The sequence below is a fragment of the Cyanobium sp. BA20m-14 genome (assembly GCF_024346295.1).
Genome location: NZ_JAGQCR010000053.1, coordinates 1 through 15,382, shown reverse-complemented (window position 1 = coordinate 15,382; position 15,382 = coordinate 1). Strand labels below are relative to the sequence as shown.

The following is a 15,382-nucleotide window of genomic DNA, read 5'->3' as shown; positions in this document are numbered from 1 at the left end:
GATCAGCCGCCAAAGTGTATTTAGTGGGGAGTCGGGTGAAAACGTCGACCGCCGGGTTGTCGAAGTCAAGATCGCCCTGCCCGAGAACGAGATGGCAAAAGCGAGTCGGGTCAATTACCTACAAGTGAATGTGCTGTTCGCGCCCCTAACAGCAGCGCAGCGACAGATGCGGCCGGCGCAGTTATGAACCTGCTGGGCAGTCGCACACCTGTGGCGTGGCTTCAACTCAGCCACCGCCCCCTCCGGCTTCTAGCCGCTATCGCTGGGGTGAGTTTCGCCAATGTGCTGGTCTTCTTCCAGCTAGGGCTATCCGGTTCGCTATACGATAGCCAAAAACGGCCCATCGATCAAATCAGTGGCCAACTGGTCCTCGTCCCGAAGCGATACACCAACCTCGGCGAACCTCTCAATTTCTCCAGGGCCCAACTCGTTCGGGTCCGAGGGGTTCAAGGTGTTACTGGAGTCACACCTCTGTATATCGGTAAAGCCGACTGGCTCAACAGGGATACCCGTCAGAGCAAGCAAGCACTTGTCTTTGGGGTCACCCCGGAAAATCCGGCTCTGAAGCTACCTATCCTCCAACAAAACAAAGCACTGCTCAAGCAGCCAAATACCCTCTTCTTCGACTCAGCATCGAAAAAAGCAGCTGGATCGGTCGTGCAGACCCTGGCGACGGGCAACAGCTATCTAACTGAATTGCGCGGCCAACAGGCCAAGGTGGTGGGGATCTTCAAACTCGGACTCACCTTTGCCGCCGACATCAACCTGATCATGTCTGCAGCCAACTTTCAGACCTACTTCCCTGAGAAGAGCAACGATGATATCCAATTAGGCGTGATCCAGCTCAGTGCTGACGCCAAGGAAGCCCAGGTCCAGGCAACGATCTCCAGGTTTTTGGATCCCTCACTCCAGGTGCTGACGATCCAACAGCTCAAAGAGCGTGAAATGAGCCATTGGCAGCGCAACACCTCCTTTGGCTTGATCTTCAACCTGGGCGTGCTTGTCGGCCTAGCTGTTGGGGCAATCATTGTCTACCAGATTCTCTACTCAGACGTGGGCGATCACCTCAGCGAGTACGCCACCATGAAAGCCATCGGCTATGGCGACAACTTCGTTGTGGGGATCATTCTTCAAGAGTCCCTGCTCCTGGCAACCGTGGCCTTCTTACCCAGTGTGTTGCTTTCGATGCTGCTGTATCAAGTCCTGGTGCGTGCCACAGGGCTCCTGGTGGCCATGACCCTAGGCCGGGCCCTGTTTGTTTTTTGCCTCACCCTTGTGCTGTGCAGCGCCTCCGGATGGCTCGCCACAGGGAAGCTGCGGCGTCTTGATCCTGCCGAGGTTTTTTGATGGCCACCTCAGGGGAAAAACCCCTCGTGGAAATTACAGGCCTAAACCATTGGTTTGAAGAGGCGGGAAAACCCAAACAGGTGCTGCGCAACATCAACCTCAGCGTGCATCCTGGGGAAATTTTGATCTTGACTGGACCCTCGGGTTCAGGCAAAACCACCCTACTAACCATGGTGGGAGCCCTACGGGCAGCCCAAGAGGGCAGCTTGCAGATATTTGGCCAAGAGCTAAGGCAGGCGTCAAGCCAACAGCTCACGCTGTTGAGGCGCCAGGTGGGCTTCATCTTTCAAGCCCACAATCTGATGCCTTATCTCTCAGCCCTCCAAAACGTCCGGCTCGGCTTGGAAGTGCTGCCGGACTGGCTGCGGCAGGGTCGCTCCGCCATGGATAAACGTTGCCAGCAAGGGCTCGAGCAAGTGGGCCTGGGCCATCGCCTCCATTACGGCCCCGCCAAACTCTCGGGCGGCCAAAAACAACGGGTCGCCATTGCCAGGGCCCTGGTAGCGGGGCCCAAGTTGTTGCTGGCCGACGAACCCACCGCCGCCTTGGATCGCGAATCCGGCAGGGAGGTGGTGGATCTGTTCCAACGCCTTGCCAAGGAGCAGCAAGCAGGAATTGTGATGGTGACCCACGACAACAAAGTCCTGGATATTGCCGATCGCATCGTGGCCCTAGAAGCCGGCGCCCTGGCCGAAGACTGACCCCACGACCCCGCACGCCGCCAACAGCCACGCATGCTCCCAACTCATACCGAGTCCGACTTAGCCTATAGTGGTTGAGCTGCCTTCCCGTGCCATGGACATCGCCAAACCCAGCACCGCCGCCAACCTGGAAGCTGCCTTTGGCGGCGAAAGCATGGCCAACCGCAAATACCTGTTCTTTGCCGAGGTGGCCAAGCAGGTTGGCCATAGCGAGTTGGCCAAGCTGTTTCGCGACACCGCCGCCCAGGAAACCGAGCACGCCTTCGCCCACTTCCGGCTGCTGCACCCGGAGCTGGTGATCAGCGATCCGGCGAGCCTCAGCGAAGACCAAAAGCAGGCCCTGCTTAGCCGCTGCCTGGAGCTGGCGATCGAGGGCGAAACCTATGAGTACACCACCATGTACCCGGATTTCGCCGCCCAGGCCCGCGCCGATCAAGACTCCGGCGCCGCGGCTGAGTTCCAGGAACAGGGGGAAGAATCCGAGCAACACGCCGGCATCTTCCGCACCGCCGCCAAAAACTTTGGCCTACTCACCCCAATTGAGCAGCACCACGCCGAGCGCTACGGCATTGCCCTGGAAGCCCTGCAGGGCAAGGGAGTGGCCGGGGAAGCCGCCACTCCCGTGGCCGGCAAATGGATCTGCAAGCTGTGCTCAATGATCTACGACCCAGCCGTAGGTGATCCGGATTCCGGAATTGCCCCGGGCACTGCCTTCGAAGCCATCCCCGACTCCTGGCGATGCCCGATCTGCGGGGCCCGCAAGGCCAGCTTTATTCCCTACCGCGAACCGGAATTGCTCCCCGCCTAAATCAGGGAGCTTTAATCAGGCTGTTTAGATCAAGCAGCCTGGGGCGGCGGGGTTGGATCGGTGTGCCTCTGGAAGGGCAACACCAGGGTGGCCCAGTGGTCGGGCCGCTTGGGGCGAGGGCGCCGGGACCGGCGCACCCCAAAGGGCACGCGCACCACGTTGGTGCCCTCCACTCTCAGGGTTTTGCCCTCCCCGGTTTCAGACCCGCCGTCATTGCCCTTCATGGTCCCCCAACAAAAATTGGCGTCTGCCAGGCGAAGCAGATTGAACCCAGTGTGCGGCATCTTTGCCCCCCTGACCAGGCCCCCTGAGCAGGCTTACGCCACCACTTGGGCCACTTCTTCAGCCATCGCCTCAGCCATTTCCTCAACCGAAGGGCAGGAGCAGACCAAATTCCTGTCGCCATAGGCATTGTCGATTCTGGCCACAGCCGGCCAGAACTTATTGGTCCGCTGGGTTTCGCCGGCAGGAAAGGCTGCCTGCTGGCGGGAATAGGGACGGTCCCAGACGTCGGCGGTCACCGCGGCCAGGGTGTGGGGCGCCCGCTTGAGCGGGTTGTTGAGCGGGTCGGCCTGGGCGGACTCGATCGCCGCGGCCTCCTGGCGAATCGCCACCATGGCGGCGCAGAAGCGATCCAGCTCGGCTAGCGACTCACTCTCGGTGGGCTCCACCATCACCGTGCCGGCCACGGGCCAGCTCACCGTTGGGGCATGGAAGCCATAGTCCATCAGCCGTTTGGCCAGGTCATCGACCTCCAGGCCGATGCTGCGCTTGAGGGGGCGCAGATCGAGAATGCATTCGTGGGCCACCCAACCATTGGCGCCCCAAAACAGCACCGGAAAGTGGGGATCCAGGCGCTTGGCAATCACATTGGCCGCCAGCAAGGCCACCTGGCTGGCAGTGCGCAAGCCACTTCCACCCATCATGCGGATATACATCCAGCTGATCGGCAGGATGCTGGCGCTGCCCAGGGGTGCTGCGGACACCTGATTGGGAGCATCCCCATCCCCATCCGAGCCTGGCAGGAAGGGCACCAGGTGGCTTGCCACCGCGATCGGACCCACCCCCGGACCACCGCCGCCATGGGGGATGCAGAAGGTCTTGTGCAGGTTGAGATGGCAGACATCAGCCCCATAGAGGCCGGGCTTACAGAGCCCCACCTGGGCGTTGAGGTTGGCGCCATCGAGATACACCTGGCCTCCGTGGTCGTGGACCAAATCGCAGACCTGGCGCAGATCGGCCTCAAACACCCCATGGGTGGATGGGTAGGTGATCATCAAGGCCGCCAGCTCACCGGCATGGGCCTTGACCTTGGCGGCCAAGTCCACCTCATCAATGGCGTCGTCCTGGCAGGCAACAGGCACCACCTGCATGCCCGCCATCACCGCACTGGCCGGGTTGGTGCCATGGGCGCTCACCGGTATCAAACACACCTTGCGGTGACCTTCGCCGCGGCTGCGATGCCAGGCCCGGATGGCCAGCAGCCCGGCGTATTCCCCCTGGGAACCGGCATTCGGTTGGAGCGACACCCCTGCAAATCCGGTGATCGCTGCCAACCAGCCCTCGAGTTGGGCGGCCAGTAGTTGGTAACCAGCGGTCTGGGAAGGCGGAGCAAAGGGATGCAACTGGCCAAAGGCTGGCCAACTCACGGGCGCCAGTTCAGCCGCCGCATTGAGCTTCATGGTGCAACTGCCCAGGGGGATCATCCCGTGGATCAGCGACAGGTCTTTGCTGACCAGGCGCTGGATGTAGCGGAGCAGTTCGGTTTCGCTGCGGTATTGGTGAAACACGGCCTGGCTGAGCCAGGGGGCCCTTCGCCGGGGCAGGTCTGACCAGGCCAGCTCAACACTGGCCTGCGCTAGAGCTGCAGCACAGGCGTTCTGGGCCTGGGCAGCCTGGTCGGCCCCTTCCGCCAGGGTGGCCAACAAGGCTTGCAACTCCTCGAGCGAACTGAGCTCATCGAGACTGATCCCCACGGCCGCACCGGCCGAGCGGAGATTGAAACCAGCCGCCAAGGCACGGGCCACCTGGGCGTCCGGATTAGGGGGGCGCACGGTGAGGGTGTCAAAACCTGGTTCGCCGTCCGGCGCCAGGCCCAGGGCCCCCAGGCCGGCGGCCAAGGCGGATCGCAGCCCCACCAAGCGGCTGGCAATGGCCGTCAAACCGTCCGGACCGTGGTGCACGGCATAGAAGCCGGCCATGACCGCCAGAAGCACCTGGGCCGTACAGATATTGCTGGTGGCCTTGTCGCGGCGGATGTGCTGCTCCCTGGTTTGCAGGGCCAAGCGCAGCGCAGGTCGGCCCTCGGCATCTATGGATTGGCCCACCAGACGCCCGGGGATCTGGCGCTTGAAGGCAGCGGTGGTGGCAAAAAATGCCGCATGGGGGCCGCCAAAACCCATGGGCACCCCAAGGCGTTGGGCACTGCCCACGGCAATATCCGCACCCAGTTCACCCACCGGCGCCAGCAACACCTGAGCCATCGGATCAATGGCCACGGCCGTGATCACCCCGGCCAGCCGCGCCGCGGCCAGCAGGGGAGACGGATCCCACAGGCCTCCCCCGGCTCCCGGCAGCTGCAACAAGATCCCAAAAACGTCATCAGCCAGGGTTGGGGCTGCAGCCCCAGGCCCGGACCCCGCCAGCGCCTGGGCATCGATCAACTCCAATTCAATCCCCAGAGGTTCAGCGCGGGTCTGGAGTACGGCCAGGGTTTGGGGGAAGACGGCCTGATCCACCAAAAAACGCAGGGCCTGGGGCCGCTTGCAGACCGACCGGGCCAGGGCCATGGCCTCTGCCGCAGCGGTGGCCTCATCGAGCAGGGAGGCATTGGCAATCGGCAGCCCTGTCAACTCGCAGATCAGGGTCTGGAAATTGAGCAGGGCCTCAAGCCGGCCCTGGGCGATTTCAGCCTGATAGGGGGTGTAGGCCGTATACCAAGCGGGATTTTCAAAGACGTGACGCTGGATCACCGCCGGGGTGGCCGTGCCGTAGTAACCCTGGCCAATCAAGCTGCGCACCACCTGGTTGTGGCCTGCGATAGCTGCCAGTTCAGCCAGGGCCTGGGCCTCACTGCAGGGCTCGGGCAAACCCACCAAGGCCTCCCCGGGGGGCAGCAAGATGTCGGCCGGCACAATCTGGGCGGCCAGGTCTTCGAGGCTGGCCGCACCCACCTCCGCCAGCATGCGGCGCTGGTCCTCAGCCGAGGGGCCGATGTGACGGCTCTCAAAGGTTGCAGGCGAAGTCTCCATCAGGCTCCCTGCACCTTGGCGCAGTAGGCCTGGGCATCCATCAGGCCCTCGAGCTGGGCCGGATCGGCCGGCTGCAGCAGCAGTAGCCAGCCCTCGCCATAGGGATCCTGCTGCAGCTCCTCGGGGCTAGCCAGCACGGCCTCATTGCGGGCCAGCACCACCCCGCCCACGGGCGCCAGTAGGTCTTCCACCGCCTTCACCGATTCCACACTGCCGAAGCTGGCCCCCTGCTGGACCGTGGCACCCACCTCGGGCAGTTCCACAAACACAATGTCGCCGAGCTGGTCGACGGCAAAGGCACTCAGGCCCAGCCGCAGCCGCTCGCCCTCCGGGCGCACGTACTCGTGGCTGTCGGCGTAGCGGCAATCGCCGGGGAAGGTGAGCGCCATCGCCTAGTGAAAAAGTGCGCTCATTCTGTCCGATCCAAGCCGGCTGTGGCCAGCGCCAGCAAAGCCCGCTCCAGGGCGATCCGGGCATGGGCCCGGTGGCTGCCGCCCTGGGCGAACAACACATAGGGCTCCCGCAGCGGGGCATCGGCGGAGAACTCACTGGTGCTGCCGTCGATGAAGGTGCCGCCCGCCATCACCAGCTCGCTGGCGTAGCCAGGCATCGGCGCCGGCACCGGATCGAGATAGGCGCCCACCGGCGAGGCGGCCTGAAAGGCCCGGCAGACAGTTTTGAGCCGTTCGGGATCCCCCAGCCGCACCGCCTGAATCACATCGCTGCGCTCTGCGCCAGGCAGGGGGTTTACGGCAAAGCCGAGATCGCTGAACACCTGGGCCACCAGCTCGCTGCAGATCAGGGCTTCGGCCACCATCTGGGGGGCCAGGAACAGGCCCTGAAACAGCAGGCGATTTAGGTCGAAGCTGGTGCCGCCTTCACTGCCGATGCCGGGGGCCGTGAGGCGACAGCAGGCCTGCTCCACCAGCTCGGCCCGCCCCGCCACGTAGCCGCCGGTTGGGGCGATGGTGCCGCCGAGGTTCTTGATCAGGGAGCCGGCGATCAGGTCGGCCCCCACCGCCGTTGGCTCCCGGGTTTCCACCAGCTCGCCGTAGCAGTTGTCGACAAAACAGATGCAGTCGGGCTGGATCGCCTTCACCCGGGCGCAGAGATCCCCGATCTCGGCCACCGAAAGGGAGGGCCTCCAGCTGTAGCCGCAGCTGCGCTGGATCAACACCAGGCGGGTAGGAACCGCCATGGCGGCCTCCAGGCCTGCGAGGTCGACCCGGCCGGCGGCGCTGAGCGCCAGTTCGGCGTAGGCAATCCCGAATTCCGCCAGGGAGCCCTGGCCCCTGCCGCGGATGCCGATCACCTCCTCCAGGGTGTCGTAGGGGCGGCCGGTGAGGGCCAGCAGTCGATCGCCCGGCCGCAGCACGCCAAACAGTGCCGCCGCAATCGCATGGGTGCCACTGACGAACTGGAGCCGCACCGCTGCCGCCTCCGCCTGCAGCACCCGGGCGAACACCCGATCGAGCACCTCCCGGCCTTGATCGCCGTGGCCGTAGCCGCTCACCGAGGCGAAGTGCTGGGGGCCAAGCCGCTCGGCCGCAAATGCATTCAGCACCCGCTCCAGCCGGGATTGGACCCCGCTGGTGTGCCGGTCGGCTGCGGCGGCCGTAGCCGCCACCGCAGCCCCGATGCGCTGGGCCGCAATCCCTTGCGCTGAGCCGGCGGAATCAGTCATGGGATCTACCCGGGCAGGCCCCATGTTGGCGGGCGAGCCACGGCTAGATTTGCGCCGCTGCCATGGCCCTGCCCGGCATCCACCACCGGGAGAGTTCGTTGGTTCTCAGTTCAGATCCGGCCAGCAACAAAGGCCTTCAACCCCAGATGCTCAGGGTTGATAGCCCCAGCAGCCAGGAGGAGCGACGCATCCGCGCAGCTCTGGCGGCCAGGCGCGAGCCCCTGCCGGCACGCCAGCGCAAGTTCAAGGTCGGCACCACCAGCTTCATGCTGGCGATGCACGTGGGGGCCGTCTTTGCCCTGCTGCCCCGGTTCTGGAGCTGGCAGGCCGTGCTGGTGCTGGCCGTTCTCTACTGGACCACCGTGCTGGGCGTCACCCTGGGGTTGCACCGGCTGGTCACCCACCGCAGCTTCACGGCCCCCCGCTGGCTGGAGCGCATCCTGGTGCTGATGGGGGCCCTGGCCTGCCAGAGCGGCCCGATCGAGTGGGTGGGGCTGCACCGCCACCACCACAAGTATTCCGACCAGCCCAACGACCACCACGATGCGGCCCGGGGCCTGTGGTGGGCCCACAGCGCCTGGATGTTGCACGAGATTCCGGCCCTACAGCACGTGGAGCGGCTCACCGGCGACCTGCAGCGCGACCCCTTCTATCGCTGGCTAGACCGCTGGTTCCTGCTGCTGCAACTGCCGCTGGGCGCGGCCCTCTTCTGGTATGGAGAACTGGCGGGCGTGCACGGCGGCGGCCTGGGCCTTGTGCTCTGGGCGATCCCCCTGCGCCTGGTGATCGTGTACCACGTCACCTGGCTGGTGAATTCCGCCACCCACTTCTGCGGCTACCGCAACTTCGACTGCCCCGACCTCTCCCGCAACTGCTGGTGGGTGGCGATCCTGAGCTTCGGCGAGGGCTGGCACAACAACCATCACGCCTTTCCCCATTCGGCCCGCCACGGCCTGCGCTGGTTTGAATTCGACATCACCTGGCAGCACATCAAGCTGCTGCGCTCCCTGGGCTGGGCCAGGCGGGTTCGGGAGGCCAGCTACCGGTGATTGTTCCACTAGCGGAAATCGTTCCACTAGCGATATCCCCCTAGCGATGATCCTTCAGCTGCTGGCGGATTGCGGCGGCCAGATCCAACTGGGCCCCGGCCGCCCCACCGCTCAGGCCCAGGTCGGCGGCCTGTCTGCGCAGCACCTCGAGAAACTGATCCGCCTCCAGCTCTCCCTCGCCGGTGGCCCCGAGCCGGGCCAGGGTGCGGCGCAGATCGGCGAGTTCGCTGTCTAGCTCTGCCGCCGAAAAATCCCGCTGGCCCGCCATCACCTCGGCAAAACGCTGGCGCCGCTGGCGCTTCTCCACCGGATAGGCCTCCATCAACTGGTCGCGGCACAGGCGCCAGGGCCTGCCCGCCGTCAGCAGCTGGGCCAGGGCCCCGCTCAACGGCCCAGCCTCGGCATCGGCGATGCGCAGGTCGAAGGCCTGGGGCGGCTGGCGCAGGCCAACAAATACCTCCAGCAGCTCGCCAGGACCCAACACCGGAGCCCCCTCATCCTGGACCGGCAGGGCGGAGGCCTCCAGGGTCGTCACCAGCTCGGGGCTGTCTACCAGTTGCAAGCGCAGGCCTTCGCCGAGCTCTCCGGCTCGGCCATCGGCGGCCAGCAGCTGGTTGATCCGGCCCAGGGCCAGAAATACCTCCGGGCCTGGGGAGGCCAGCTTGCCGTTGCGCAGCATGGAGAGCTGGGAGCCGTGGATCCGGCCCAGATCCAGGGCCTCCGCCAGGGCCGGCAACACCCGATGGGACCAGCCGTTGCGCTCGTGCCAGACCTTGATCAGATGGGCGAAGGCAACCCTCCCCGATGCGAGTTCCTCCCGATAACCCACCTGATCCGGATTCGTATTGCTACTATTGTAGTCATTCAATCGGAGCCTGGGCCCTATGGCCGCACCAGCAAAACCAGCCAGCCAGCGCCTGGCCACCCGCCGGCCGGCCTCGATCAGCCGGGGGGTCAGCGGCCAACGGCGGGCCCAGGCCCTGCACCACTCCCGCCACGGCGAAGCCCCCGCCAGCAACGAGCCCAAAAGCACCCGCTGGGGCACGATCGGCTTCATGGCGGCCATCCATGTACTGGCGCTGGTGGCCCTGCTGCCCCAGTTCTGGAGTGGGCCCGCCCTGGCCAGTTTCCTGGTGCTCTATTGGCTCACGGCCTGCCTGGGCGTGACGATCGGCTACCACCGCCTGCTCTGCCACCGCGCCTTCCGGGTGCCCAAGTGGCTGGAGCGCGTCTTCGCCACCTGCGGAGCACTGAGCTGCCAGCACGGCCCCCTCGACTGGGTGGGCCTGCACCGCCACCACCACAAGTTTTCAGACACCCAGATGGATCACCACACCAGCCTCAAGGGCTTCTGGTGGAGCCACATGGGCTGGATGCTGGAGGCCATCCCCGCCATGGCGGCGGTGCCCCGCCTCACCGGCGACCTGGCCAGCGACCCCTACTACCGCTGGCTAAACAACTACTTCCTGCTGTTGCAATTGCCGCTGGCTGCCCTGCTGTTCTGGATCGGCAGTGTCACCGGCGCCGGTGGCTGGGCCCTGGTGCTCTGGGGAATCCCCCTGCGCCTGGTGGTGGTTTACCACTGCACCTGGCTGGTGAACTCGGCCACCCACCTCTGGGGCGAAGTGGCCCACGCCAGTGGTGATGGCTCCCGCAACAACCCCTGGGTGGCCGCCCTGACCTTCGGCGAGGGCTGGCACAACAACCACCACGCCTTCCCCCACTCGGCCCGCCACGGCTTCGGCCGCCAGATCGACCTCACCTGGCAGCACATCCGCCTGCTGCGCGCTCTGGGCCTGGCCACCGCGGTGCGGCTGCCGGCTGCCGCCAACCCCACCGCCCGCACCCTGGCGTAGGCTTGCCGATCGGCTATCCGCCAAACTCCCCCGTTCGATCCCATGGCCAAGCGCGTTCAAGTCGTCCTCAACGAAAACGTTCTGAGCCTGGGTAAGGACGGTGACCTGGTGGAAGTGGCCCCCGGTTACGCCCGCAACTTCCTGGTGCCCACCGGCAAGGCCGTGCCCGTCACCGCCGCCGTACTGCGCCAGGTGGAGGCCCGCCGCGCCAAGGAAGCCGAGCGCCAGGCGGCCCTCAAGGCCGAGGCCGTGGCCTTCCGCACCGCCCTTGACACCATTGGCCGCTTCACCGTCAAGAAGCAGACCGGGGGCGATGACGTGCTCTTCGGCACCGTGACCAACGGCGACGTGGCCGAGGCCATCGAAGCTGCCACCAAGAAAGAGGTGGATCGCCGCGACATCACGGTGCCCGATATCCACCGCACTGGCTCCTACAAGGTGCAGGTGAAGCTGCACCCGGAAGTGGTGGCGGAGATCAACCTGGAAGTGGCGAGCTTCTGAGCGCCTCCCCCCTCGCCCTAAGTGGGCGATTGCGGGGATCCGGTGCAAACTGATGGCCCCGGGCGGAGCACCGGCCCCCTGATCAGCTCTGTGCATCCCCCTTTCCCGCCTGCTTTTCGATGGTGAACGCGGCCCTGGCCGGAGCAGACGAACCGCTAGAGCCCAGGCCAGGCGGGCGGCGGCGCCTGCGCGAGGAGGCCAACTTCGAGGCCCTGCCCGATTCGATTCCACCCCAAAACCTGGAGGCGGAAGAGGCGGTGCTGGGCGCCATCCTGCTGGATCCTGACGCCATCGGCCGGGTGGCAGACGTGCTGCAACCGGAGGCCTTTTATCTGGGCGCCCACCGCGAGATCTACCGCACGGCGGTGATGCTGCACAGCCAAGGCAAGCCCACCGACCTGACGGCCATGTGCGCCTGGCTGGCCGACACCGGCTCCCTCGAAAAGGCGGGCGGCCAGGGGCGGCTGGTGGAGCTGGTGGAACGGATCACCTCCACCGCCTCGATCGACCAGGTGGCCCGCCTGGTGATGGACAAGTTTCTGCGGCGCCAGCTGATCCGCTCCGGCAACGAGGTGATCCGGCTCGGCTTCGACCAGAGCAAGCCGATGGAGCAGGTGCTCGATGAGGCCGAGCAGAAGATCTTCGCCATCAGCCAGGAAAAACCCAGCACCGGCCTCACCCCCACCGCCGAGATCCTCACCAGCACCTTCAACGAGATCGAGAGCCGCTCACTCGGCACCTCCGTTGCGGGCATCCCCTGCAACTTCTACGACCTCGATGCCATCACCCAGGGCCTGCAGCGCAGCGACCTGATCATCGTGGCCGGCCGGCCGGCCATGGGCAAAACCTCGATCGTGCTGAATATCGCCAAGAACGTGGCCCAGCTCCACGCCCTGCCGGTTTGCGTGTTCTCCCTGGAGATGAGCAAGGAGCAGCTCACCTACCGGCTGCTCTCAATGGAGGTGGGCATCGAGAGCGGCCGGCTGCGCACCGGCCGGTTGCAGCAGGAGGAATGGCCCCTGCTCGGCCAGGGCATCAACAGCCTGGGCCAACTTCCTCTTTTCTTAGACGACAAGCCCAATACCGGCGTGCTGGAGATGCGCTCCCTCTGCCGCCGGCTGATGGCCGAAACCGGCAAGGAGCTGGGCCTGATCGTGATCGACTACCTGCAGCTGATGGAGGGCTCCACCCCCGACAACCGGGTGCAGGAGCTCAGCCGCATCACCCGGGGCCTCAAGGGCATGGCCCGCGAACTCAACGTGCCGGTGATGGCTCTCTCCCAGCTCAGCCGCGGCGTCGAATCGCGCACCAACAAGCGGCCCATGCTGAGCGACCTGCGCGAATCGGGCTCGATCGAGCAGGACGCCGACCTAGTGCTGATGATTTACCGCGACGAGTACTACAACCCGGAAACGGCCGATCGCGGCATCACCGAGGTGATCGTGACCAAGCACCGCAACGGCCCGGTGGGCACGGTGAAGCTGCTGTTTGAGCCCCAGTTCACCCGGTTCAGGAATCTTGCCGCCTGAGCACCCCACCCTCCAGGTGGTGACGGTCCAAACCGGCCAGCGCTACCCAGATCTCTGGGTAAGTCGACTGGCGGCGATGGTGGGCCGCAACCTCAGCGAAGCCCATCGCTTCATCGTGTACACCGACCAGCCCGAACCGGCACGCTTCGACGGGCCGAGCACCAAGCAGCAGCGGCTGGAGGTACGGGATCTGCAGGGAGGCGGCCTGAAGGGCTTTTTCGGCAAGCTGAAACTTTTCGACCAGGGCCTCACCGGCGGGGATCCCTTTCTGTATCTCGACAGCACCCTGGTGATCCGCTCCAACCTGGCCCCCCTGGTGAAGCTGGGGCGAGCCAGCCACTCCAGTGTGATCGGCGTGCGGGACTGGAACTACCCGATTCTCAACTCATCGGTGCTCTGGTGCCGTCCCGATGCCCACACCCAGGCAGTGTGGCAGTGCTGGAAACAGGGCCGTTACCCGGCCGCAGCCTTCCCGGGCGACCAGAACTTCATCTTTCAGGTATTCAGCGACCATGCTCCCGGCGCCCTCACCTACTGGCCCCCAGGCTGGGTGAGCTCCTACAAAGCCCTGCGCAAATTGGCCCGGCGCAATCCCGAGGCGGCGCGGGGACAACTGGAGGCCAGCTCCATCCTCAAATTCCACGGCCGGCCCAAGCCCAATGAGGTGCTGCATCCCTGGCGCCATCCCCGCCGCACGATCCTGCGCCATCCACTCCAGCCCCAGCTCTGGGGCTACCTGGGCGAGGAGCTGCGCAGGCACTGGTGCTAGCAGCTTTGAAGTGCAAACCCCAAAATTCATACAGCCCAAGGCGAGCCAATGGGCCTATTTCATCATATTTTCATCAAGACTTGTCAACTCTTTGGGCGCAGGATAAGCCAAGAACCAAAGGAAGGTGATGGTGAAAAAGAAAGAGATCACAGAGATATTATGATGATAAAGCGGCTGGGGGAAGGCGGAAATCATCATCGCCACAACCACAGACGACCCAGCGCCCGAAATGATGCGGGCCACACCAGATCGGAACCTACTGTAAAACAAACAAAAAATGCCAATAGAAAATGCAAACCAGCCTGCAAGACCAACCAAGCCAGTTGTCAGCAAAATATCCAGATACTGGTTATGCATGCCCGTCCAGCCCTGAAATTGATCAGTACATAGGTTCGCGCTGCAGTAGGCAGCGATCACTTGATGACCGTTCCCAGGCCCTATGCCAAAGAGGGGGTGCTGGAAAAAGCTTTGGAGTGCAATTTCCATCGCTATAAGCCGCTGCCCCTGGGATGTTCCCATGCCTTTTCCTGCAAAAAAGGCTGTTGTTTCGCTAGTAATTTGACCATATTTGAAAATCGCAAGCGGCAACAAAATAGCAGCTGAAACCAAAAATAGTATAAATATAATCTTGGTATGCACTGGGTTTTTTGATGAACGACCCAGCAAAACAAGCTGTACCAAAGCACCAAATACTAAGCCCAACAACGCCCCTGCCGAACCAGAAGTATACACAGCGATGACTGCACCCAAGCAACCAAAACCACAATATATTTTTTGAAGCCGACTGCCATTCCTACACATACCGGCCAAAGCAAGCAAGGCAAGGACTGCGGCGATCTGGCCAAAGGCAATTGGATTGGTGATTGGCAGGCCAACACGCTCTGAAGGAGCTAAAATAAGCGAATGGGCCGAGAAAATGGCAGCAAACAACCCACCAGTGCTCACACCACGAAACAGAAAGTCCTCAAACGCCCTGGGCTCAGCATAACTACGAAGCCCAATAATCAAGGGAATATATAATAACGCCCGAATCGGATAATCAAAATAATCTAGTGAGCCACCATTTACCAGCAGAGATGGCACCATCAGCAATGGGAAGATCGCCAAGAGCCCGGTGAAGACATGATCCAAGGGCAATAATCGCCAAGGCCACCGGCCAAGCACCGCCACTAGGCTCAAGGATACCAATACCCCCGCAAACAACCCGAACGAGTTTTTAACCAATAGGATGGAAGAGTAAAAAGCGAATACTGACCACTCGAGCAAGGCAAGCCTGATAATTATTGGATGCAGTTTTGCCAAAAAGCCGCCCATAAATACAGTCAATACCACGCACTCAATACTAGCCTAGCGAAGCAGGATCGCCAAGCCTGTTGACTATTTGCCAGTGACCGTAGGCCATTAATAATGATGCTTTAGAACCCAACCCAGCGCGGGCAACTCGATAGTCTTGGATACATGACAAGCTTCGCCACCCACTTCACCGAACACTTCACGGAACACTTCGACGTGATCGTGGTGGGTGGCGGCCATGCCGGCTGCGAGGCGGCCCTCACCGCCGCGCGTCTTGGGCTCAGCACCGCCCTCTTCACCCTCAACCTGGATCGAATCGCCTGGCAGCCCTGCAACCCGGCGGTGGGCGGGCCGGCCAAGAGCCAGCTGGTGCATGAGGTCGATGCCCTCGGCGGCGTGATCGGCCGACTGGCCGATGCAACGGCCCTGCAGAAGCGGGTGCTCAACGCCAGCCGCGGCCCGGCCGTCTGGGCCCTGCGGGCCCAGACAGATAAACGTCAGTACGCACGCCAGATGCTGCAGCTGCTGCAGCACACGCCAAATCTGGCCCTGCGCGAGGCGATGGTGACCGGCCTGGAGCTGGAGGGCACGCCA

15 protein-coding genes and 1 pseudogene are annotated in these 15,382 nt (G+C 63.7%); 10 read left to right on the top strand and 6 right to left on the bottom strand.

The window, feature by feature from the left end; all coding sequences use genetic code 11:
- From KBZ07_RS06995 to KBZ07_RS16145, 4 genes and pseudogenes are all read left to right on the top strand, one after another.
- Positions 1-187: pseudogene (locus KBZ07_RS06995) on the top strand (hypothetical protein); the annotation flags it as partial.
- Positions 184-1,347: an ABC transporter permease DevC gene (gene devC, locus KBZ07_RS06990; RefSeq protein WP_254930932.1), complete on the top strand. Its 1,164-nt coding sequence runs from the start codon at positions 184-186 to the stop codon at positions 1,345-1,347. The pseudogene KBZ07_RS06995 and the gene devC, both read left to right, overlap by 4 nt.
- Positions 1,347-2,048: an ATP-binding cassette domain-containing protein gene (locus KBZ07_RS06985; protein WP_254930931.1), complete on the top strand. Its 702-nt coding sequence runs from the start codon at positions 1,347-1,349 to the stop codon at positions 2,046-2,048. The genes devC and KBZ07_RS06985 overlap by 1 nt, the downstream gene beginning before the upstream one ends.
- A gap of 94 nt (positions 2,049-2,142) precedes the next feature.
- A complete protein-coding gene (locus tag KBZ07_RS16145; protein ID WP_261355621.1) occupies positions 2,143-2,856 on the top strand; it encodes a rubrerythrin family protein in 714 nt (237 codons plus the stop codon).
- Between the two features lie 29 nt (positions 2,857-2,885).
- Here KBZ07_RS16145 and KBZ07_RS06970 read toward each other — a convergent pair whose 3' ends face one another.
- From KBZ07_RS06970 to KBZ07_RS06955, 4 genes are all read right to left on the bottom strand, one after another.
- Entirely contained in the window at positions 2,886-3,080 is a 195-nt protein-coding gene (locus KBZ07_RS06970) for a hypothetical protein (protein ID WP_197152372.1), read from the bottom strand.
- Between the two features lie 93 nt (positions 3,081-3,173).
- A complete protein-coding gene (gene gcvP, locus KBZ07_RS06965; protein WP_254930930.1) occupies positions 3,174-6,107 on the bottom strand; it encodes an aminomethyl-transferring glycine dehydrogenase in 2,934 nt (977 codons plus the stop codon).
- Entirely contained in the window at positions 6,107-6,496 is a 390-nt protein-coding gene (gene gcvH, locus KBZ07_RS06960) for a glycine cleavage system protein GcvH (protein ID WP_254930929.1), read from the bottom strand. The genes gcvP and gcvH overlap by 1 nt, the downstream gene beginning before the upstream one ends.
- Before the next feature lie 20 nt (positions 6,497-6,516).
- Positions 6,517-7,791, bottom strand: a complete 1,275-nt coding sequence (locus KBZ07_RS06955; RefSeq protein ID WP_254930928.1) for a methionine gamma-lyase family protein — start codon at positions 7,789-7,791, stop codon at positions 6,517-6,519.
- A gap of 146 nt (positions 7,792-7,937) precedes the next feature.
- Between KBZ07_RS06955 and KBZ07_RS06950 the strand changes: the two genes are divergently transcribed.
- Positions 7,938-8,840: a fatty acid desaturase gene (locus KBZ07_RS06950; protein WP_254930934.1), complete on the top strand. Its 903-nt coding sequence runs from the start codon at positions 7,938-7,940 to the stop codon at positions 8,838-8,840.
- Positions 8,841-8,880: 40 nt separating this feature from the next.
- Here the strand turns inward: KBZ07_RS06950 and KBZ07_RS06945 are convergent, their stop codons facing one another.
- The gene (locus KBZ07_RS06945; protein WP_254930933.1) at positions 8,881-9,669 is read right to left on the bottom strand and encodes a hypothetical protein; all 789 of its coding nucleotides are present in this window, start codon (positions 9,667-9,669) and stop codon (positions 8,881-8,883) included.
- Positions 9,670-9,724: 55 nt separating this feature from the next.
- Here KBZ07_RS06945 and KBZ07_RS06940 point away from each other — a divergent pair, with 55 nt between their 5' ends.
- From KBZ07_RS06940 to KBZ07_RS06925, 4 genes are all read left to right on the top strand, one after another.
- Complete coding sequence (locus KBZ07_RS06940; RefSeq protein WP_254930927.1) at positions 9,725-10,696, top strand: fatty acid desaturase; 972 nt, start codon at positions 9,725-9,727, stop codon at positions 10,694-10,696.
- 42 nt (positions 10,697-10,738) lie between these two features.
- Positions 10,739-11,197: a 50S ribosomal protein L9 gene (rplI, locus tag KBZ07_RS06935; protein WP_197152383.1), complete on the top strand. Its 459-nt coding sequence runs from the start codon at positions 10,739-10,741 to the stop codon at positions 11,195-11,197.
- A 119-nt stretch (positions 11,198-11,316) separates the two neighbouring features.
- Complete coding sequence (gene dnaB / locus KBZ07_RS06930; protein ID WP_254930926.1) at positions 11,317-12,726, top strand: replicative DNA helicase; 1,410 nt, start codon at positions 11,317-11,319, stop codon at positions 12,724-12,726.
- Positions 12,716-13,495, top strand: coding sequence for a hypothetical protein (locus KBZ07_RS06925; RefSeq protein WP_254930925.1), 780 nt, complete (start codon positions 12,716-12,718; stop codon positions 13,493-13,495). The genes dnaB and KBZ07_RS06925 overlap by 11 nt, the downstream gene beginning before the upstream one ends.
- 54 nt (positions 13,496-13,549) lie before the next feature.
- Here the strand turns inward: KBZ07_RS06925 and KBZ07_RS06920 are convergent, their stop codons facing one another.
- On the bottom strand, positions 13,550-14,809 hold the full coding sequence (locus tag KBZ07_RS06920) for an O-antigen ligase (protein ID WP_254930924.1): 1,260 nt from the start codon (positions 14,807-14,809) through the stop codon (positions 13,550-13,552).
- Positions 14,810-14,953: 144 nt separating this feature from the next.
- On the opposite strand from KBZ07_RS06920, the gene KBZ07_RS06915 reads away from it, so the two are divergent.
- Positions 14,954-15,382, top strand: a 429-nt coding sequence (locus KBZ07_RS06915) for an FAD-dependent oxidoreductase (protein WP_254930923.1), incomplete at its 3' end; no start/stop codon positions are given.

Bases quoted from the DNA above. Each gene is read 5' to 3' on its own strand.
- gcvH (WP_254930929.1), bottom strand. From the start codon at position 6,496: ATGGCGCTCACCTTCCCCGGCGATTGCCGCTACGCCGACAGCCACGAG.
- dnaB (WP_254930926.1), top strand. From the start codon at position 11,317: ATGGTGAACGCGGCCCTGGCCGGAGCAGACGAACCGCTAGAGCCCAGG.
- rplI (WP_197152383.1), top strand. From the start codon at position 10,739: ATGGCCAAGCGCGTTCAAGTCGTCCTCAACGAAAACGTTCTGAGCCTG.
- gcvP (WP_254930930.1), bottom strand. From the start codon at position 6,107: ATGGAGACTTCGCCTGCAACCTTTGAGAGCCGTCACATCGGCCCCTCG.
- KBZ07_RS06950 (WP_254930934.1), top strand. From the start codon at position 7,938: ATGCTCAGGGTTGATAGCCCCAGCAGCCAGGAGGAGCGACGCATCCGC.
- devC (WP_254930932.1), top strand. From the start codon at position 184: ATGAACCTGCTGGGCAGTCGCACACCTGTGGCGTGGCTTCAACTCAGC.
- KBZ07_RS06985 (WP_254930931.1), top strand. From the start codon at position 1,347: ATGGCCACCTCAGGGGAAAAACCCCTCGTGGAAATTACAGGCCTAAAC.
- KBZ07_RS06970 (WP_197152372.1), bottom strand. From the start codon at position 3,080: ATGAAGGGCAATGACGGCGGGTCTGAAACCGGGGAGGGCAAAACCCTG.
- KBZ07_RS16145 (WP_261355621.1), top strand. From the start codon at position 2,143: ATGGACATCGCCAAACCCAGCACCGCCGCCAACCTGGAAGCTGCCTTT.
- KBZ07_RS06940 (WP_254930927.1), top strand. From the start codon at position 9,725: ATGGCCGCACCAGCAAAACCAGCCAGCCAGCGCCTGGCCACCCGCCGG.
- KBZ07_RS06955 (WP_254930928.1), bottom strand. From the start codon at position 7,791: ATGACTGATTCCGCCGGCTCAGCGCAAGGGATTGCGGCCCAGCGCATC.
- KBZ07_RS06920 (WP_254930924.1), bottom strand. From the start codon at position 14,809: ATGGGCGGCTTTTTGGCAAAACTGCATCCAATAATTATCAGGCTTGCC.